At 69.6% G+C, this 16,657-nt stretch carries 23 protein-coding genes; 8 read left to right on the top strand and 15 right to left on the bottom strand.

Going from position 1 to position 16,657, the window contains the following annotated elements; translation table 11 throughout:
• Nucleotides 1-7 precede the first annotated feature (7 nt).
• The 6 genes from ACIBTM_RS18325 to ACIBTM_RS18300 all read right to left on the bottom strand — a co-directional run bounded on the left by ACIBTM_RS18325 (nucleotide 8) and on the right by ACIBTM_RS18300 (nucleotide 4,154).
• A complete protein-coding gene (locus ACIBTM_RS18325) occupies nucleotides 8-283 on the bottom strand; it encodes a hypothetical protein (protein ID WP_395877953.1) in 276 nt (91 codons plus the stop codon).
• Nucleotides 280-1,080: a TNT domain-containing protein gene (locus ACIBTM_RS18320; RefSeq protein WP_395877951.1), complete on the bottom strand. Its 801-nt coding sequence runs from the start codon at nucleotides 1,078-1,080 to the stop codon at nucleotides 280-282. The genes ACIBTM_RS18325 and ACIBTM_RS18320 overlap by 4 nt, the downstream gene beginning before the upstream one ends.
• A gap of 69 nt (nucleotides 1,081-1,149) precedes the next feature.
• Complete coding sequence (locus ACIBTM_RS18315; protein ID WP_395877949.1) at nucleotides 1,150-1,731, bottom strand: GNAT family N-acetyltransferase; 582 nt, start codon at nucleotides 1,729-1,731, stop codon at nucleotides 1,150-1,152.
• Complete coding sequence (locus ACIBTM_RS18310) at nucleotides 1,728-2,660, bottom strand: hydroxymethylglutaryl-CoA lyase (protein ID WP_395877947.1); 933 nt, start codon at nucleotides 2,658-2,660, stop codon at nucleotides 1,728-1,730. Before ACIBTM_RS18310 ends, ACIBTM_RS18315 begins: the two co-directional genes overlap by 4 nt.
• Nucleotides 2,660-3,232 (bottom strand): PH domain-containing protein, encoded by a 573-nt coding sequence (locus ACIBTM_RS18305; protein ID WP_037335809.1) that lies wholly within the window; start codon nucleotides 3,230-3,232, stop codon nucleotides 2,660-2,662. Before ACIBTM_RS18305 ends, ACIBTM_RS18310 begins: the two co-directional genes overlap by 1 nt.
• Nucleotides 3,233-3,329: 97 nt before the next feature.
• The gene (locus ACIBTM_RS18300) at nucleotides 3,330-4,154 is read right to left on the bottom strand and encodes a biotin--[acetyl-CoA-carboxylase] ligase (RefSeq protein ID WP_395877945.1); all 825 of its coding nucleotides are present in this window, start codon (nucleotides 4,152-4,154) and stop codon (nucleotides 3,330-3,332) included.
• A gap of 80 nt (nucleotides 4,155-4,234) precedes the next feature.
• Between ACIBTM_RS18300 and ACIBTM_RS18295 the strand changes: the two genes are divergently transcribed.
• Nucleotides 4,235-5,350, top strand: coding sequence for a C40 family peptidase (locus ACIBTM_RS18295; RefSeq protein WP_395877943.1), 1,116 nt, complete (start codon nucleotides 4,235-4,237; stop codon nucleotides 5,348-5,350).
• A gap of 5 nt (nucleotides 5,351-5,355) precedes the next feature.
• Here ACIBTM_RS18295 and ACIBTM_RS18290 read toward each other — a convergent pair whose 3' ends face one another.
• Nucleotides 5,356-5,787, bottom strand: a complete 432-nt coding sequence (locus tag ACIBTM_RS18290) for a DoxX family protein (RefSeq protein WP_395877941.1) — start codon at nucleotides 5,785-5,787, stop codon at nucleotides 5,356-5,358.
• A 28-nt stretch (nucleotides 5,788-5,815) separates the two neighbouring features.
• On the opposite strand from ACIBTM_RS18290, the gene ACIBTM_RS18285 reads away from it, so the two are divergent.
• Complete coding sequence (locus ACIBTM_RS18285; RefSeq protein WP_395877939.1) at nucleotides 5,816-6,424, top strand: TetR/AcrR family transcriptional regulator; 609 nt, start codon at nucleotides 5,816-5,818, stop codon at nucleotides 6,422-6,424.
• 74 nt (nucleotides 6,425-6,498) lie between these two features.
• Nucleotides 6,499-8,154: an FAD-dependent monooxygenase gene (locus ACIBTM_RS18280; RefSeq protein ID WP_395877937.1), complete on the top strand. Its 1,656-nt coding sequence runs from the start codon at nucleotides 6,499-6,501 to the stop codon at nucleotides 8,152-8,154.
• 102 nt (nucleotides 8,155-8,256) lie between these two features.
• Here ACIBTM_RS18280 and ACIBTM_RS18275 read toward each other — a convergent pair whose 3' ends face one another.
• Together ACIBTM_RS18275 and ACIBTM_RS18270 are read right to left on the bottom strand one after the other, a co-directional pair.
• Complete coding sequence (locus ACIBTM_RS18275) at nucleotides 8,257-9,045, bottom strand: histidine phosphatase family protein (protein ID WP_395877935.1); 789 nt, start codon at nucleotides 9,043-9,045, stop codon at nucleotides 8,257-8,259.
• The gene (locus ACIBTM_RS18270; RefSeq protein ID WP_395877933.1) at nucleotides 9,024-9,854 is read right to left on the bottom strand and encodes an alpha/beta fold hydrolase; all 831 of its coding nucleotides are present in this window, start codon (nucleotides 9,852-9,854) and stop codon (nucleotides 9,024-9,026) included. The genes ACIBTM_RS18275 and ACIBTM_RS18270 overlap by 22 nt, the downstream gene beginning before the upstream one ends.
• Nucleotides 9,855-9,888: 34 nt before the next feature.
• Between ACIBTM_RS18270 and ACIBTM_RS18265 the strand changes: the two genes are divergently transcribed.
• The 5 genes from ACIBTM_RS18265 to ACIBTM_RS18245 all read left to right on the top strand — a co-directional run bounded on the left by ACIBTM_RS18265 (nucleotide 9,889) and on the right by ACIBTM_RS18245 (nucleotide 12,306).
• Nucleotides 9,889-10,284, top strand: a complete 396-nt coding sequence (locus ACIBTM_RS18265; protein WP_395877931.1) for a nitroreductase/quinone reductase family protein — start codon at nucleotides 9,889-9,891, stop codon at nucleotides 10,282-10,284.
• A gap of 41 nt (nucleotides 10,285-10,325) precedes the next feature.
• On the top strand, nucleotides 10,326-10,721 hold the full coding sequence (locus ACIBTM_RS18260; RefSeq protein ID WP_016331353.1) for a MerR family transcriptional regulator: 396 nt from the start codon (nucleotides 10,326-10,328) through the stop codon (nucleotides 10,719-10,721).
• Nucleotides 10,722-11,057 carry a thioredoxin gene (trxA, locus tag ACIBTM_RS18255; RefSeq protein ID WP_395877929.1) on the top strand — a complete coding sequence of 112 codons (336 nt, stop codon included), beginning with the start codon at nucleotides 10,722-10,724 and terminating at the stop codon, nucleotides 11,055-11,057. It abuts the gene before it with no gap.
• A 153-nt stretch (nucleotides 11,058-11,210) separates the two neighbouring features.
• Nucleotides 11,211-11,834: a LysE/ArgO family amino acid transporter gene (locus ACIBTM_RS18250; RefSeq protein WP_395877926.1), complete on the top strand. Its 624-nt coding sequence runs from the start codon at nucleotides 11,211-11,213 to the stop codon at nucleotides 11,832-11,834.
• A 46-nt stretch (nucleotides 11,835-11,880) separates the two neighbouring features.
• Nucleotides 11,881-12,306: a VOC family protein gene (locus ACIBTM_RS18245; protein ID WP_395877924.1), complete on the top strand. Its 426-nt coding sequence runs from the start codon at nucleotides 11,881-11,883 to the stop codon at nucleotides 12,304-12,306.
• On the opposite strand, the gene ACIBTM_RS18240 is transcribed toward ACIBTM_RS18245, so the two are convergent.
• From ACIBTM_RS18240 to ACIBTM_RS18215, 6 genes are read right to left on the bottom strand one after another with little or no spacing between them, the layout of a single operon-like run.
• Complete coding sequence (locus ACIBTM_RS18240; RefSeq protein WP_395877921.1) at nucleotides 12,303-13,784, bottom strand: prolyl oligopeptidase family serine peptidase; 1,482 nt, start codon at nucleotides 13,782-13,784, stop codon at nucleotides 12,303-12,305. The two genes, ACIBTM_RS18245 and ACIBTM_RS18240, sit on opposite strands and share 4 nt — an antisense overlap.
• 39 nt (nucleotides 13,785-13,823) lie before the next feature.
• Entirely contained in the window at nucleotides 13,824-14,063 is a 240-nt protein-coding gene (locus tag ACIBTM_RS18235) for a hypothetical protein (RefSeq protein ID WP_395877919.1), read from the bottom strand.
• A 4-nt stretch (nucleotides 14,064-14,067) separates the two neighbouring features.
• Entirely contained in the window at nucleotides 14,068-14,508 is a 441-nt protein-coding gene (locus ACIBTM_RS18230) for an SRPBCC domain-containing protein (protein ID WP_395877918.1), read from the bottom strand.
• Complete coding sequence (locus ACIBTM_RS18225; RefSeq protein ID WP_038519275.1) at nucleotides 14,505-14,822, bottom strand: helix-turn-helix transcriptional regulator; 318 nt, start codon at nucleotides 14,820-14,822, stop codon at nucleotides 14,505-14,507. Before ACIBTM_RS18225 ends, ACIBTM_RS18230 begins: the two co-directional genes overlap by 4 nt.
• A gap of 59 nt (nucleotides 14,823-14,881) precedes the next feature.
• A complete protein-coding gene (locus tag ACIBTM_RS18220) occupies nucleotides 14,882-15,580 on the bottom strand; it encodes a lysoplasmalogenase family protein (protein ID WP_395877915.1) in 699 nt (232 codons plus the stop codon).
• Nucleotides 15,581-15,632: 52 nt separating this feature from the next.
• Nucleotides 15,633-16,643, bottom strand: coding sequence for a GlxA family transcriptional regulator (locus tag ACIBTM_RS18215; protein WP_395877913.1), 1,011 nt, complete (start codon nucleotides 16,641-16,643; stop codon nucleotides 15,633-15,635).
• Between the last annotated feature and the right edge of the window lie 14 nt (nucleotides 16,644-16,657).

Raw genomic sequence — 16,657 nt, 5'->3', positions numbered from 1 at the left:
ACGCGGGTCATTGCGCGCCGGGCAGCAGGCCGACGGCGCCGCGTGCGACCTGCGACCAGGCGAGACGTCCGAAGAGGTAGTGGCAGGCGACCTGTTCGCTGGTGAACCGCGCCCAGTCGTACCGGTTGCCCTGCTCCCGCCAGAAGACCTCCCAGGCGGGCTCGGCTCCCTCTTCCTCCGTGCGCATGAGACACCAGGCGTTGTCCACCTCCGTGCCGACCGAGACCACTTCGGGCGGCACGCCCAACGCGGCCAGCCACCGCAGGATCGTCCCCGTGTTCACCGAACCTCCCCCGTGACGTCAGCCAGGAAGCCCAGCGTGACAAGTTCATCGGCGCCCAGCACCGTGCGGAAGCGCACCCCGCCTCCCGGCTGGCCGAACCATCCGGTGGTCACCGAGCGCCAGACCGGCAGCGGCCGGACGACGCGGTAACGCCGGTAGGCGCCGGCCTGGTCCGGTGGCAGCGAGCGCATGGAGAACAGGGTCTCGTCCTCGGCGAACACCCGGCCGTGCTGGTCCCCGAACCGGTCGAGATGAGTACCTGCCTCAAGCATCACCGGCGTCGCAGGATCGCCGCCGGTCGGCCACGAATGGCCCGTTCCGGTCACGAACCGCTCTTTCCAGTCCTCTTGGGACATTCCACCCCACGGATCGTGTCCCCTGGCCAGTGCCGGCGGCGGAGCGGCGGCCGGGGTCGTGGGCGAACGCCGGAAACCGCTGCTGACATGGGACAACGCGTCCAGGTCGTCGAGCACGTCCGCCTCGGGGTGGTCCTGCGGGCCGGAGCCGCCGTCGGGCAGCGGCAGCTGACGCGCGGGTTTGCCCATCGCGACCGGGAGGTGCCCGATGGGGAACATGTGCACGAGGAACAGCGCGATCACGCTCTCCCGTTCCGTCCGCAACGCCCCCATGGGCGGCGGCGCGGCGGGCCTCGGCGGGAAGGGCACCCGCAAGGGCGCCACCGCGGGCGGCCACGGCGAAGGCGCGTACGGAGCGCGCGCCCCGTGCGGTGGTGTCGGGGCGTCGTACTCGACGGGCAGCCGGATCGGGCCCGTTCCGGCCTCGCTCGGATCGGTCACCGCACCTCCCCCAAGGAATCGGTTCCCACCGGTGGACGGGGGAGGCAGCGGACAGGACGCGTTACGACCTTAGCGCCGACCGGCGTTCTCGTCGGCGGATACCCGCAAGCGCATCAAAGCCCGCGACGGCGGACGACGTTCGACGAGCTCGAAACCCGCCTTCGCGAAGGTGCTCACCGTGCCGTGGTACAGATCCGCGCCCGGCCGCTTCCCGACGACCTCGACCGGGTACCCCTCGACGACCCTGGCCCCGCGACCGGCGGCGAAGTCGACCGCGGCCCGCAGCAAGGCGGCGGAAACCCCTTGGCGACGGCTCTTCCTGCCGATGTAGAAACAGGTGACCGACCAGACCCCGGCATGGTCGCCCGCCGACGCCGCGACCGGCGATCTCGCCAGCCGCGGGTTGTCGAGCCGGGGCGAGACGGCGACCCAGCCGACCGGCTCGTCATCCACCAAGGCCAGCAGCCCCAACGGTTTCCCGGCGGCGGCCGCATCGCGGACGGCTGCCTTGCGGCCGTCCTTGCCCGCCTGCTTGAACTCGGGCCCGGTCAGCCGGAAGAAAGCGCACCAGCAGCCGCCCTGCACACCTCCTGGCCCGAACAACCGCTCGAAAAGCGGCCAGGTCTCGCCGGTGAGTTCCGCGAATCTCATCCGGCGAGCGCGTTGACCACCCGGGACGGACTCGGCCTGCCGAGCTTCCCGGCCATCCACTTGCTCGTCGCCACCAGCGCGTCGAGATCGACACCGGTTTCGACGCCGAGACCGTCGAGCATCCACACGAGGTCCTCGGTCGCGAGGTTCCCGGTGGCCGATTCGGCGTACGGGCAGCCGCCGAGGCCGCCGGCCGAGGAGTCCACAGTGGACACGCCGCACCGGAGGGCCGCCAACGTGTTCGCGAGCGCCTGGCCGTAGGTGTCGTGGAAATGGACGGCCAGGGCGTCGACGCCGGGGAACTCCCCGATCAGCGTCTCGACCTGCCCCGCGGTGGCGACGCCGATCGTGTCGCCGAGCGAGAGCTGCGAGCAGCCGAGGTCCAGGAGCCGTTTACCCACTCCGGCGACCTGCGCGGCCGGAACGGCGCCCTCCCACGGGTCGCCGAAGCACATCGACACATACCCGCGGACGTCGAGCCCTTCTGCCCGCGCCCTGGTGACGACCGGCTCGAACATCGCGAACTGGTCGTCGACCGTCGAGTTGAGGTTCTTCTTGGCGAAGGTCTCGGTGGCGCTGGCGAAGATCGCGATCTGCGAAACCCCGGCCTCCAGCGCCCTGTCCAGTCCGCGCTCGTTCGGCACGAGCACCGGGTACCGGACGCCCTCGCGCTTGTCGAGCCCGGCCAGGAGCTGTTCGGCGTCGGCCAGCTGCGGCACCCATTTCGGGCTCACGAAACTGGTCGCCTCAAGCGTGGTCAGCCCGGAATCGGCGAGCCTGTCCAGGAATTCGAGTTTGACCTCGACCGGGACGATCGACTTCTCGTTCTGGAGACCGTCACGCGGGCCGACCTCCCAGATCGTCACCCGCTCCGGCAGGGAGTAGACGGACGGGACGCGGTCGGGCAGCCCCAGCTCTCGCGTGCCCATCAGCGGCGCCGGTTTCCGCGCGGCGGGTGCCCCTGCGGCGGCAGCGGCTCGGTCTGCTGCGGCCCCGGCGCGAAGTCGTCGTACGGGTTGTCGTTGACTTCGCGGTAGATCACCGTGTGCACGCGCTCGACCTTGGGGATGTCGTCGAACTTCAGCGGTTCGTCCGAAGCGGACTCGATCACCAGCGTGCCGCAGCCGAACACGCGGTCCAGCAGCCCGTGCTCGAACTGGACGCTGTTGATGCGCGACAGCGGGATGTCGATGCCGGTCCGCTTGAGCACACCCTCGCGGGCGATCAACCTGTCCGTGGTGACGATGAAATGCGTCGTGCGCCACCGGACGAACGGCGCCAGGAAGAGCCACACGACGAGACCGAGGCCGACCGCGGCGATCGCGATCTCGGAGATCAGGTCCCACGGGGCCGTCGCGTCCTTCGCGATGACGGCCAGCCAAATCCCCACGCCGAGCGTGACGATCAGCGCGAGGAACGGGAAGATCAGCATCTTGAAATGCGGGTGACTGTGCACCACGACGTGCTCGTTCTCGCTGAGCAAATCGTCCGGATAGGCCACGACGGACGCTCCCAAAGTGTGTTCGGCGCTGGTGAGCTCACCGTACCGGCGAACGGTGCCGGCGGAAGAGGAGACGCCGGAAATCGAGACGCGCGGATCAGGCCTTGGCGGGCCGTACGTGGACGACGTCTCCGGCGAACACCGTGTACCGCTCACCACCTGGAACATCGACCTGGAGCTGGCCGGCGGGATCGATGTCGGCGGCGCGGCCGGTGAGCGCCGAGCCGTCGGGCAGTTGGACCTCGACATCCTGGCCCAGCGTGGCGCAGTACCGCCGGTAGTCCCCGAGCAGACCGGCCTCGGCCAGTGACCCGCCCGCGAGCCGCCAGCGGCGTTCGAGCTCGTCGAACCCGGTGAGCAGCCGTACGGCGATCTCGGCGCGGTCGGTCTCCGTCGCCCCCTGCTCGGCCAGCGAGGTCGCGGGCAGGCCGCCGGGCCCGGCAGGGACGCTCTCGCCGAGCGGCAGCACGTTCAGGCCGATGCCGAGGATCACGGTGGTCTCGTCACCGGCGACGGCCTCCGCCAGGATGCCCGCGCATTTGGCGCGATCCGGACCGGCGAGGACGTCGTTCGGCCACTTGAGGACGGCGTCGACGCCCAGTCCTTCGGCGACCTCCCGGACCGCGAGGCCCGCGACCACGGAAAGTGAACCCAAATTGGCGAACGGGACGCCGCCCGGGCGCAGCAGCACACTGACGTAGAGGCCCGATCCCTTCGGCGAAGACCAGTGCCGGGCGCGGCGGCCGACCCCGGCCGTCTGCTCTTCGGCGATCAGCACCGTGCGGTCTTCGGCCCCCTTCGCGGCGGCTTCCCGCAGGTCGGCGTTGGTGGACCCGGTGCTCGCCACGACCTGGATCGCGGCGTACCGGCCGGACAGCGCGGCACTCAGACGCCCGGCGTCGAGCGCTCCCGTCTCAGTCATTCGTCCAGAATATGAGAGTCCCCCTAACGTGCAAGGCGTTCGCTCGTTACGTAGAGGTGGTCTCCAATAACCTGGACGGCGTGACCGAGCCCGAGCCCGCGCCGAGCGCGTCCGAAACCAGCCGGAAGAAGTCGTGGGCGCACGGCGTGGCGATGCGCGGCCTGGTCGCTCTCCCGCTGGTCGCGGGGCTCGCGACGGCGGGTTGGCTGCTCGCGGGCGGCAACGATCCCGCTCCGGCGGACGGACGTCAGCCCGTGCCCCTTCCCGCCGCGAAGCAGGACCCGGCCACCGTCGGCGGCGGCGCGGGTCCGTCGGTCCTGGAAGTCAGCGCGCCGGTCAAGGCGCAGGAGACGCCGAAGGGCGCCCGGCCGCTCGAAGAGTGGGCCAACAAGCTGGCCGGACCACTCGACATCCCAGCGAAATCGCTCATGGGCTACGCGAACGGCGAACTGGCGCTGCGCGGCGAGAAGCCGAACTGTCATCTGTCCTGGGTCACCCTGGCCGGGATCGGCGCGGCGAGCTCGAACCACGGACGCGGCGGCGAGAACCCCCTCGGCCTGACGGCGCAGCAGTGGAAGAAGCACGGCGCGTCGATCCCCGGCATCGCGAAACCCGCGCTCGCCGACCCCGACTCCGCCTCGGTCGCCGCCGGCCGCGCCCTGTGCGCTTCCGGAGCCGACCTCGGCGGTGGCGACGGCTGGTGGAAGACCATCGCCGGCTACCAGGGCGGCAAGGGCAACGAGGCCGAACTGTTCCGCCAGCGCGTCCTGGGCAACGCGCAGCTGTACGCGACCCTCTCCCTCGACCCGGCGCGATCCGCCAGCCCCGCCGTGAAGGCGACCAGGTTCGCCCTCGGCCAGCTGGGCCTCCCGTACGTGTGGGGCGGCAACGGCCCCGAAGCGGGCGCGGCGGGCTTCGACTGTTCAGGGCTGACGAAGGCGTCCTACGACGAAGCCGGGATCTCGCTCCCCCGGACCGCGGACACCCAGTTCCGGGCACTGCCGCCGGTGCCCGGCGAGCCGAAGCTCGGCGACCTCGTGTTCTACGGGAACCCGTCGACGCGGATCCACCACGTGGGGCTGTACCTCGGGAACGGGCTGATGATCAACGCGCCCACCCAGGGCCAGGCGATCCAGATCCACACTTATCACTCGAAGGGCGACGATTACACGGGTGCCGGACGGCCCGCGGCCTAGACGCGTCAGGCGCCGCTCAGCAGGAGCGCGCCGAGCACCCCGGTGAGGATCAGCAACACGGGCGGCGCGAAGGCGTCGTTGCGACGGGTGCGGCGGCCGTAGTCCCCCGCCCGGGCGTGAAAAGCGATCGCGCCCACCAAGAGCAGGACAAAGCCGATGGTCGCCGCTATCGCCGCGACCGGGTACCGGATTCCGGCCACAATGCCGATCGCACCCAGGATCTCCAGGGCGCCGATGAGGCGGGTCAGTCCGCGACTCGCACCGAGGCGGCGCATGTTCGACGCGATAGCGCGGGACTGGAAGACCTTCTGGAGCCCCGCAGCCAGAAAAACGAGCGCGAGTAACCCGGTGAGCGTGACGATCACGGCTTGCATGCTTTCCCCTCCGAACGAGAACGAACGTTCGCTCAGCATGAGACCGCAGCCGATCGGCGTCAAGAAGGAATGCTCGTTCTATGCTCGGCCCATGGCCCGCATGCCACAGGAACACCTCGATGCCCGCCGGCGGCAGATCTTGGACGCCGCCCGAAGCTGCTTCATCCGCAACGGCTTCCACGCCACATCCATGCAGGACGTACTCGCCGAGGCCGAACTATCCGTCGGCGCCGTGTACCGCTACTTCAAAGGCAAGGACGACATCATCGCGGCGATAGCCGAAGAGGCGCTCGCCGACGTCGCCGCCTCCTTCGACACGCACGACGCCGACGAGTTGCCGCAGTTGGACAACATCGTCGACCTCGTATTGCAGGTCGAGAAACCGCCGATGGCGGGCTCACCGGAGTCGGCCCGGCTGCTGGTGCAGATCTGGTCCGAGGCGCTGCGCTCCCCCGAACTGGCCGCGCGGCTCACCGAAGTGATGGCCGCGACCCGCGGGGTTCTCGGCCACCTCGTCGCCCAGCACCAGAAACGCGGCCTGCTCCCGGACGACGTTCCGGCGGAGCAGGTGGCCGCCGTCCTGATCGCCTTCGTGGACGGGTTCATGGTGCAGCGAGCCGTCCACGGCCACGCCGACGCGGTCGCCTTCCGCGACGGTCTCCACGCGCTCATGTCCGGCCCCCGGCGCGACACCCACTGAGGAAACCGCCGCCTTGACCGGGTGCCACGACCGTGCTTCTCTAAAAGAACGAGCATTCGTTTTTGGAGGTTGCCGTGGATACGGACAAGCAGGTCGTCATCGTGGGTGCCGGCCCGACCGGCCTCGTACTGGCGGCCGAACTCGCGCGGCGGGGCGTCATGCCCAGGGTCGTCGACGCCGGAGCGGAGCACGTCAAGGAGAGCCGCGCGGTCGCCGTCGTGGCGAGATCACTCGAACTCCTGGACGATCTCGAAATCGCCGCCGCCACAGTCGCGCAGGGCATCCCGCTGCGGGCACTGAACTTCTACCAAGGCACCACGCTCGTGGCCGAGCTGGACACCACCGCGGTGGACTCGCCGTTCCCGATGGATCTGTGCATCGCCCAGTGGCAGACCACCGACCTGCTGCGGGAACGAGTCCGCGAGCTGGGAGTCGACATCGAGTGGAATACGCGTCTGGTCTCCTGTGAGGAGGACGAGACGGGCGTCTCGGCGAGTTTCGCCCATGAGGACGGCCGGCTCGAACAGTGCCGGACGAGCTGGCTGGTCGGCTGCGACGGCTCGCACAGCACGGTCCGCGGGGCGGCGGGCATCGGCTGGGAGACCACCGACCTGCGCCGCGGTTTCATTCTCGGCGACGTCACCGCCCGCTGGAACCTGGCACGGGACCGGTTCCACGTGTGGTTCACCCGCGACGGACTGGTAGCGGTCTTCCCCATGCCGGGCGGGTACTGGCGGATCCTGGCCAGCACACCCGACGACCGGCCGCCAAGGCCACCCGAGCAGCACCACTTCGCCGCCTCGGTCGCCGAACGGACCCCGCTCGATCCGCGGCTCGACGACCTCCGGTGGAGCTCGGCCTTCGTCGCGAGGGAAGGCCTGGCCGACCGATTCCGCGCGGGCCGGATACTCCTGGCAGGCGACGCCGCGCACAGCCACAGCCCGATCGGCGGCCAGGGAATGAACACCGGCATGCAGGACGCGTACAACCTGGGCTGGAAGCTCGCCCTGGTCGCCTCGGAACATGCCGGCGTTTCCCTGCTCGACAGCTATGGCGCCGAACGCCGTCCCGTGGCGAAGGCCGTGGTCGACGCCACCTCCGCCGCCACCCGGGTCGCCACCGGCAGCACGCTGCTCGCACGCCGGGGAAGGCGGCACGCGCTGGGTCTGCTCAGCAGGCTCAACACCGTTCAGCAGAGGTTCTCCAACGCCATCGGCGAGCACCTGGTGAACTACCGCGACAGCGCGCTCGTCTCGGAACGCTGGTCCTACGGGCGCCCCAAAGCGTGGACCAACGGCACCGCGACAGGTCCCCAAGCCGGGGAAGTGGTGGCCGACGCCTACCTCGAGACCCGCTCCGGGCCGGTGGCGCTCAGGCACCTTCTGCGGGCCCTCGGACACCACCTGATCCTGTTCGCGGCCGACGAAAGCGACCCCGGCACCCTCGCCGCCTGGAAGACCGAGGCCGAACAGATCATGGCCGGACACGGCCAGGTCCTGATCATCACTCGCGGCCACCTGCCGGCGACTCCCACGGACGGTGTCTTCGCCGATGTACGGAGCGAGGCACACAACCGCTACGGCGTCCGCCGCCCGAGCCTCTACCTGATCCGGCCGGACAAGTACGTCGGCCACCGCGACGACGACATCGACTTCACGCCGGTTCGCCACTACTTCCGGACACTCAGGGGAGAGTTCGGACGCAGCGCTGTGAGTGCGGTCGTCGACTAGAAACCTGGCCGGAATCAGCTGACGCCAAGCCGGGGGGTCCGTGTCGCGAAAGCCACTTTCGGGACATCTGACGTCCCGAAAGTGGCTTTCGCGACACGGAACTCACGGCGTGATCCAGACCGTCACCCTGGTAGGCCGATGGCGCCCCGATCCCGGCGACGACTGACGCACGACCCGCCCCTCCGAACGCCCAGCCAAAGGCGTCGTGGCGCCTGCTTCGTACAGCACGATCTCGGCTTCCCCGGCCAGCGCGAGAGCCTGCGCGACCGAAAGTCCCACGAACTCCGGGACCGGCCACGGCATGTCGTAGTCCAGGTTCCGTGACACGCCACCCATGACACCTCCGGATATACGCAGCCGATGAACGGCGGGCATCGGCATGTCCCGGGAGAACGGCCAGTCGATTCCCGGCCCGACCCCGGCCAGCAGGCGGGACACGAAGGTTCCGTGACTGCCCACCAGCACGACGCCGCCGGGGTGCTGATCCGCGAGCCGATCGACCGCGGCCATCGCCCGTGCGGTCAGCTGCCGCAGGCTCTCGCCGCCCGGGCGCGCGAAATCCGGGTCCGCCCAGCTGCGCTCGTAGTGGGCGGCGTAGTCCGGTGTCGGCTCCAGGCCGGAGTCCCACTCTCGCAGCTCCCAGTGCGTCGTGACTTCGAGCCCTGCCGCCCTGGCCGCGGGCGCGACCGTCGCGACAGCTCGCCGGTACGGGCTCGACACGACCGCCGTCGGGTTCATCGCGGCGAGTTCGTGCGCGAGCAGTTCCGCGGCCGCCACGCCCGCCGCGGTCAGCGGCCGCTCCGGGTCGTCGGGTTTCCCCGGCGAAGGCGGAACGGACTCGGCGTGCCGGACGAGGACGATCTCGCAGCTCACGAATGAGCGGCCAGCCACTCGAGCGCGTCCTCCCCGTGGCGGAGAACCGAGATGTGCCCGTCTTCGGGGAACACGCGTGACTCGGCCGTGGCGCACTGCCGGGCCAGCCACTCGCCGTGCGCGAGCGGCGCGACCCGGTCCTCGCCACCGTGCATGAACAGGGTCGGTGCCCGCAGGCCGGACGGCTGGAACCCCCACGGCGCGACGTACGCGAGATCGTCGTCGATCAGCGCGCCGGGGCCGCCCTCGACAGCGGGGCCGACGACATCGAGGAACCACTTCCAGTCACCGGACAAGGCCGCGTGGTCCGCCGGGGTGAACATCTCCGCGTCGTATTCGGCCGTCGCCTCGTACCTCTCTTTTTCGTCCCGCCCCGCCACGGCGGCCCTCAGGGATCCGGCTCCCGCCGCCCCCATCCCCGCGAACCAGTCCAGCCCGGCGGCGCCGTACGGGGCCAGGCTCGCGACGCAGACCATCGCCGACACCCGGTCCGGCAGCAGTGCCGCGCAGGCGAACGCGTGCGGCCCGCCACCGGAATGCCCGAAGACCGCGAACCGCTCGATCCCCAGGGCGTCGGCGATCTTCTCGACGTCCGACGCCGCCGACGCGACATCCCGGCCGGGCCGCGGCGACGAACCGCCGTAACCGGGCCGGTCGTAGGAGACCCACCTCAGACCGAGCCGCTCGGCGGCCGGGAACAGCGGGGCGGGCGGGGCGCCGATGTTCGGGGTCCCGTGGTGCCAGAAGACCACCGGCCCGGCCCCGCCCGTGTCGTACGTGTGCAGTGTGGTCCCGTCCCCCAGGTCCACGTTCGACTCGTCCACCATGGCCCGAGCGTACAAACCCGGGCACCCTGGAGCCATGTCCCGCTATCACGAGATCAAGCACCGGGTGGCCACGACGTTCCAGCGCCACGTCGGCAACCCGATCCTCGTCCGGCTGCCGAACCAGCCGATCCTGGAGACCACCGGCCGCAAGTCCGGCCTGGCCAGGCGGACACCGATCGGTGGCCGCCGGGTGGGCCGCGAATTCTGGATCGTCTCGGAGTTCGGCGAGAAGTCGCAGTACGTCCGCAACATCCAGGCCGATCCGCGGGTCCGGGTCCGGCTCAGGGGCCGCTGGCACACCGGTACGGCGCATCTGCTCCCCGGCGACGACCCCCGCGTGCGTCTCAAGGCCCTCCCCAGATTCAACAGCGCCGCCGTGCGCGCGATCGGCACGAACCTCCTCACCGTCCGGGTCGATCTCGACGAGTGAACGTTTGCCTTGACGCCAAGGGCAAGGTTTACGCTCGGATCATGCGGATCGGCGAACTCGCCGCGCGTACCGGAACCACCACCCGCGCGCTGCGTTTCTATGAGTCACAAGGGCTTCTCGACGCACGGCGCGCGTCGAACGGGTACCGGGAGTACGACGAGGACGACTTCCGTCTGGTGAACGAGATCCTGACCCTGCAAGCGGTCGGGCTCAGTCTCGAGGACACCAGGCCGTTCGTCGAGTGCCTGCGCGCCGGGCACGAGACCGGCGACTCGTGCGCCGATTCGATCGAGGTCTACCAACGCAAACTCGCCGAGGTGGACGCCTGTCTGGCCAGGCTCAACGACGTACGGGACAGCCTGCTGACCAAGCTCGCCGGCGCGCTGAAAACGCCGCCGGGACCGTGCGTCGTCGTGCCGCGAACCGAGGAGGCCTGAGTGTCCCTTTCCGTCGTCACCGACGAAACCTTCCAGCAACTCGTCCTGGACCAGGACAAGCCCGTCCTGGTGGACTTCTGGGCGCAATGGTGCCCGCCTTGCCACATGATCGCGCCGGTGCTCGAGCAGATCGCCGAAGAGCGCGCCGGATCGCTGCTCATCCGCAAGCTCAACTCCGACGAAAACCCGCTCACGGCCAGGAATTATCAGGTCATGTCGCTGCCGACGCTGATCCTGTTCCGCGACGGCGCTCCCGTGTGGACGACCGTCGGTGCCCGGCCGAAGGCGCGGCTGCTGGCCGACCTGGACGCCGTTCTTCAGCCGTCCCTCTCGTGAGTCGCGCGGTAATTGTGTTGCGCGAGCGATACCCCGCTCGCATCCTTCTCCCATGACATCGACCCTCACCTTCCTGCCGCCGTCCTCCGTCGTCCGACGGGTGCGGAAGCAGCAGCAGGCCGGGTCCGGGTGGAGGCCGACACCAGTCCGACCGTGAGCGCCGCGTTCGTCGCGGGCCTGCTCGCCGGGTATGGCATCGCCATCCCGGTGGGCGCGGTCGGGACCTATCTCGTGGTGCTGACGGCCAGGGCGGGCCTCAAGATCGGCGTGTACGCGGCGCTGGGGGTCGCCACCGCAGACGGGCTTTACGCCCTGGTGGCGGTTCTCGGCGGGGGCACGTTGATTCCGGTCATCGAACCGATCGCCGTGCCCTTGCGCTGGATTTCGGTGGTGGTCCTGCTCGCGCTGGCCGTCCACATCGGATTCACCGGGGTCCGGAACTTCCGCGCCTCCGCGAAGGCCGAGGTGTCCGGGCCGGCCGCGATCGGGCCGGTGAAGGCCTACGCGAGCCTCCTCGGCATCACTTTGCTGAACCCGATGACAGTGGTCTACTTCGCGGCGCTCGTGCTCGGCAGTGACGACATGGCCGTGGCGAGCGGAGCGGAGCAGGTGGTCTTCGTGCTCGCGGCGTTCGCGGCCTCGGCCAGCTGGCAGGTGTTCCTCGCGGGCGGCGGTGCCGTGCTCGGCAAGGCGCTGACCGGACGTCGCGGGCGGCTGGCGACCGCGCTGGCGTCCAGCGCGCTCATCACCGTGCTCGGCATTCGCCTTGTTTGGTGACGAATCGAGGACTGTAGGTGTCCTCATCGCCTGCGAGGCTGTGCCCATGACCGAAACCCAAGAACGCCCGGCTTCCCTCCACTCCTACCTCGCGTACAGCGACGCCCCGAAGGCACTTCGCTGGCTTGAACGCGCCTTCGGCTTCGAGACCGTCACGGAGTTCCCCGACGACAAGGGGTTGATCCTGCATTCGGAACTGCGGCGCGGCGAAGTCCGGATCATCGTGTTCAGTGCGGAAGAGGACTACGACCGCCCGGCCCGCAAGGGCGAAACGGTCGGCCACGGCCTCTACGTCAGCCTTCCGACGCAAGAGGCCGTGGACGCCGTCTTCGCTTCCGCCGTCGACGCCGGGGCGACGACCGTCTGGAAGCCGGAGAACACCGAATGGGGCAACTACCGCTGCCGCGTCGACGATCTCGAAGGGTACGAATGGACTTTCGGCACGTACGTCCCCGGCGAGTCGCAGAGCTAGCGCAACCGCGCGAACCACTCACGGGTGCGGTGCAGCAGGTCCAACTGGTGCACCCGTTCGGAAATCCTATGTCCCTCACCGGGATAAACGACGAGGTCGTGTTCGACGCCGAAGTGGCGTAGCGCCCGGTGGAAGAATTCCGCCTGGGACAACGGGACGTTCGTGTCGTCCGCACCGTGCACGATCAGCATGGGGGTCTCGATCTCCGACGCGTGGGAGATCGGGCTGAGCCGATCGTGCCGGTGCGGGCCTTCCCCTTCCCAGCCGGCACTTCCGCCCAGCGCGGCTTCGAACGGGCCGAACTCGCCGGTCGCGGCGAGCATTCCCCAGTCACAGATACCGGCGCCCATCAGTGCCGCCTTGAACCGCCTGGTCCGGCCGACGGCCCAGGCCGACACGAACCCGCCGTGGCTCCAGCCCGCGATGCCGAGCCGCTCCGGATCGGCCACCCCTTCCGCGACGAGCAGATCGATCCCGGTCTCGAGATCGCCCCATTCCTCCAGCCCGACCCGGCCCGCGACGGCGGCGGCGAATTCGTGCCCATGTCCTTGTCCCCCACGGGGATTCGGCAGGAAGACCGCGTGCCCCGCCAGCGCGAGCCATTGCGCGGACGGGAACCAGCCGAGCCGGAAGCCGTCCGCGTACCGGTCGTACGGTCCACCGTGCGGCAAGGCGATCAGGGAGAACGGGCCGTCGTCCCGGGTCTTTCCGGGCGGGAGAACGAGCAACCCGTCCAGAGCCAGTCCGTCGGAGGCCTTGTAGGACAAGCGCTCCTGTGCTCCCCAGGTGACTCCGGCGAACTCCGGTGCCGTATCGCTCACCCGCGTCAACGGCTCGCCGATCGGTCCACAATGGACATCCGGCGGCCGGTGAGCGGTGCTCAGCACGATGGCCACGATCTCGCCGTTCGAAGCGACGGCGTCCGCTTGCCCGCGCCAGAACGCCACTTCGCCTGATCCGAGCCGGTGGAGAGCCGTGTCGAGACCGTCGGCGACGAGCACCAGCGGGGCACCGGAGTCGACCTGCGCGAGCCTGATCGGGCAGGCCGATTCCGGTGTCAGGTTCCGATGTCCGGCCGTTTCCACGAGCACGTCGAAGACCGCCCATCCGCCGATCATCTCCGGTGTCGCGAGATAGGCGACGTGCCAGCCGTCGTCGTCGCTCCACCAGACGGGGCTCGCGGCCTCGACCGCGGTCCTCCCGAGGTCGCGCCGCATCCCGGTTTCCAAGTCCAGCAACGAAAGCCGGGGTTCGAGCCCGCCGGGGTCGAGTTCCGGGGTCGGCCACGTCACCACGGCGAGCGCCTTGTCGTCCTGACGACGGGCGACGTCGACCACGTGGTCTTCGAGCAGTGTCGTGATCTCACCGGTCCTCGGGTCGAAGCTCCGAAGCCGCGCAGGGCGGAGGCTTTCGCTCCAGACCCGGATTTCCTTGGCCGGCGTCTCGTCCTCGGCGACGAACACGATCTGTTCGCGCATCGGGAGGAACGCGGTGATCTCGCTCCCCCAGGCGAACAGCTACCCGTCCACCGTGTGAATCCGGCCGTCCCGGAGGAAGTAGAGCGAATCCGCCGACCACCGGGGCGCGGAACCCTCGGCCAGCTTCCGGGGCTCTTCGCTCCCGTCGACGGCCGCGAGCCAGATTTCGGGGACACCCTTCGCGATGGTCGAGACCTGGTAGGCGATCCACCGCCCATCCGGGGAGAGCGCGGGATCGGAAGGGACACGGCTGTCGACGATCAGCTCAGCGGTCAGCATGTGTTCATACTGCCGACAATGCCTTCCCCAGTGCGTCGAGCCAGCTTCCGGTGCCCTGCTCGCGCCAGGCCGGTTCTTCGTGTCCGTCGAGGAAGGTGCCCTGTTCGATCAGCGTCAGCCGGGTCCCGTCCGCCTCGGCTTCGAGCAGCACCGTCGTGAGCGAGACGGTCGCGAGGACGTCGTCGGTGGACAAGGTCGTGGCGTAGACGATCCGCCGGTCGTCGACGATGTCCTCGTATCGTGAATCGGCGATCAGCTTCCGGCCGTCGCCGTTGGGACCCGTGGTGACCTCACGGCCACCGACACGGAAGTCCAGCGAATGCTCGCCGCCGGGCATGGTGAACCAGCCCGCTTTCGCGGCGGGATCGGCCCAGGCCGCGAAGACGCGTTCCGGCGGCACGGGGTAGACGCGCTCAAGGGTGAACGTGGCGTGTTTGACGGTCATGACCTGTTCCCTTCGTCGGAGTTCAGAAAGCCACCAAGGCGATCGAGCCGGTGTTCCCAGCCGGTGCGCTGTCCGCCGAGCCAGTCCTCGGCCATCCGCAGACCGTCGGGTTCGAGGTGGCAGGTGCGGACCCGCCCCGCCTTCTCCGACCGGACGAGCCCGCTCGCCTCCAGCACCTGGAGGTGCTGCATCACGGCGGGCAGCGACATCGACAGCGGCTGAGCGAGCTCCCCCACCGAGGCGGGTCCCCGGGTGAGGCGCTCGATCATTTCGCGGCGCGTCCCGTCGGAAAGCGCCTTGAACACCTGATCCATCCGTTGGTTAGGCACATGCTTAACTGTCCGCCCACGCCGAGCGATAGTCAAGTAAGTGCTTAACTTTCGGCGGTCATCCCCTCGACAAGCAGCCACTGCGACGCCAGGTACGAGGTCAGCACGAAGGTTTCGAGATTGGCCCGCACCCGCTCGCTGGTGACGAAGTTGCGGCGGATCAGGATCGCCAGATCCGACGCGGAGAACAGCAGCGCACCGGCGGCGATCCAGGTCCGGCGATCACCCGAGGGGATCACCATCCCGCCCGAGACCTTGGCCTTCGGCGCCAGCACCGGGTCCGCCGCGAGGGTCGACGTCGTGCTCAGCAGGCCGCCGTAGACCGAGAGCACCGAAGACACCGGAGACGGCTTCGGCAACGCCATCGCGACCGCGGCCGCCGCCCACGCCGCCAGCCTGGGCGGCGCGGTCGCCGCGCGCGGACGAGCTCCCCGGCGCCACAACAGCGCGGAATACAGCACCTGCATCACGCCGAACGAAGTCGCGCCCTTGATCAGCTCGCCGTCTTCGTCGGACCGGCCCATGAAGTGGTCGCCCGCCCCGGCCGCGATCAACGCGGTGACGAGCAGCCCCTTCTCCCCCGGCGCGAGCCCCCGCGAACGCGCGACCCTGGCGGCCAGCACCGGGACCGCGGCCGGCTTGGTCGCGAGTCGCAGCTTCCGATTGCCGGTCCTCGCGGAATACACCGTGCCGATCGCGGCACCGGCGAACAACACGCGTTCGGCGATCTTGAGGGCTTTCACCAACCACCTCCGGAACTTATTTCTGGGTAAGTTACCAGGAGGTCAGTCTGTCTCAGACGGCTTCGCGGAAGGTGTTCCGGTACGCGCTCGGCGAGACCCCCAGCGCGGCCTGCAGATGCTGGCGCAGCGACGCGGCAGTGCCGAAACCCGCCTCGGCGGCGACCTTGTCCACCGGAAGATCGGTCTCTTCGAGCAGCTGACGAGCCCTTTCGATCCGCTGCTGGGTCAGCCACTGTAACGCCGAAATCCCGACCTCGTCGCGGAACCGCCGCGTGAACGTCCTCGTGCTCATCGCCTCTTTCGCCGCCAGCTCGCGCAGCGTCAGCGGCCTGTCGAGGTTCTCCAGCGCCCAGGCCCGCGCCGCCGCCGTCGACGAGGACTGCGGCTCCGGCACCGGCCGCCGGATGAACTGCGCCTGCCCGCCCTCGCGATGCGGCGAGACGACCGTTCCGCGCGCGACCTCGTTCGCGATCGCGGCACCGTGATCGCAGCGGATCATGTGCAGGCAGAGGTCGATCCCGGACGCCACGCCCGCGGCGGTCAGCACGTTCCCGTCGTCGGTGTAGAGCACGTTCGGGTCGAGGGCGACCTTCGGGAACTTCGCCTGGAAGTCCAATGCCGAACGCCAGTGCGTGGTCGCCTTCCGGCCGTCGAGCAGGCCGGCGGCGGCGAGCACGAAGGCTCCCGTGCAGATCGACGCGATCCTGGCCTCCGGCCGGATCAGCTCCAGCGCCCGCGCGAGCGGTTCGGTGAGGTCGTGCCCCGAGGGTTCGTATTCGGTGGACGAGGCCGGGATGACGACGGTGTCGGCCTCGGCCAGCACCTCCGGGCCGTGCGCGACCGAGATGGTGACGTCGGCGTCGGTCCGGATCTGCCCGGGTTCCGGCGTGCAGGTGACGACCTCGTAGAGCGGCTCACCGTCGGCCGACTTGGCCGTGCCGAACAGCCGGGTGACGATACCCAGTTCCATCACGAGCATTCCGTGCCGGACCAGCACGGCGACCCGATGACGGCCGGGGTGCGCGAAAAAGCCCATGGCTCGATTCTTGCACATGTTGTCCATCGGGCCACTCGTTT

The organism is Amycolatopsis sp. NPDC049868, assembly GCF_044461365.1.
Lineage (GTDB): Bacteria > Actinomycetota > Actinomycetes > Mycobacteriales > Pseudonocardiaceae > Amycolatopsis.
The sequence above is the reverse complement of the archived record's forward strand: the minus strand, read 5'-3'. Positions and strand labels throughout refer to the sequence as shown.

What these genes read in the sequence shown, in the direction of transcription:
- ACIBTM_RS18315 (WP_395877949.1), bottom strand. Translation starts at nt 1,731, where the DNA reads ATGAGATTCGCGGAACTCACCGGCGAGACCTGGCCGCTTTTCGAGCGG.
- ACIBTM_RS18310 (WP_395877947.1), bottom strand. Translation starts at nt 2,660, where the DNA reads ATGGGCACGCGAGAGCTGGGGCTGCCCGACCGCGTCCCGTCCGTCTAC.
- ACIBTM_RS18300 (WP_395877945.1), bottom strand. Translation starts at nt 4,154, where the DNA reads ATGACTGAGACGGGAGCGCTCGACGCCGGGCGTCTGAGTGCCGCGCTG.
- ACIBTM_RS18285 (WP_395877939.1), top strand. Translation starts at nt 5,816, where the DNA reads ATGGCCCGCATGCCACAGGAACACCTCGATGCCCGCCGGCGGCAGATC.
- ACIBTM_RS18270 (WP_395877933.1), bottom strand. Translation starts at nt 9,854, where the DNA reads ATGGTGGACGAGTCGAACGTGGACCTGGGGGACGGGACCACACTGCAC.
- ACIBTM_RS18265 (WP_395877931.1), top strand. Translation starts at nt 9,889, where the DNA reads ATGTCCCGCTATCACGAGATCAAGCACCGGGTGGCCACGACGTTCCAG.
- ACIBTM_RS18260 (WP_016331353.1), top strand. Translation starts at nt 10,326, where the DNA reads ATGCGGATCGGCGAACTCGCCGCGCGTACCGGAACCACCACCCGCGCG.
- ACIBTM_RS18245 (WP_395877924.1), top strand. Translation starts at nt 11,881, where the DNA reads ATGACCGAAACCCAAGAACGCCCGGCTTCCCTCCACTCCTACCTCGCG.
- ACIBTM_RS18240 (WP_395877921.1), bottom strand. Translation starts at nt 13,784, where the DNA reads ATGCGCGAACAGATCGTGTTCGTCGCCGAGGACGAGACGCCGGCCAAG.
- ACIBTM_RS18235 (WP_395877919.1), bottom strand. Translation starts at nt 14,063, where the DNA reads ATGCTGACCGCTGAGCTGATCGTCGACAGCCGTGTCCCTTCCGATCCC.
- ACIBTM_RS18230 (WP_395877918.1), bottom strand. Translation starts at nt 14,508, where the DNA reads ATGACCGTCAAACACGCCACGTTCACCCTTGAGCGCGTCTACCCCGTG.
- ACIBTM_RS18225 (WP_038519275.1), bottom strand. Translation starts at nt 14,822, where the DNA reads ATGGATCAGGTGTTCAAGGCGCTTTCCGACGGGACGCGCCGCGAAATG.
- ACIBTM_RS18215 (WP_395877913.1), bottom strand. Translation starts at nt 16,643, where the DNA reads ATGGACAACATGTGCAAGAATCGAGCCATGGGCTTTTTCGCGCACCCC.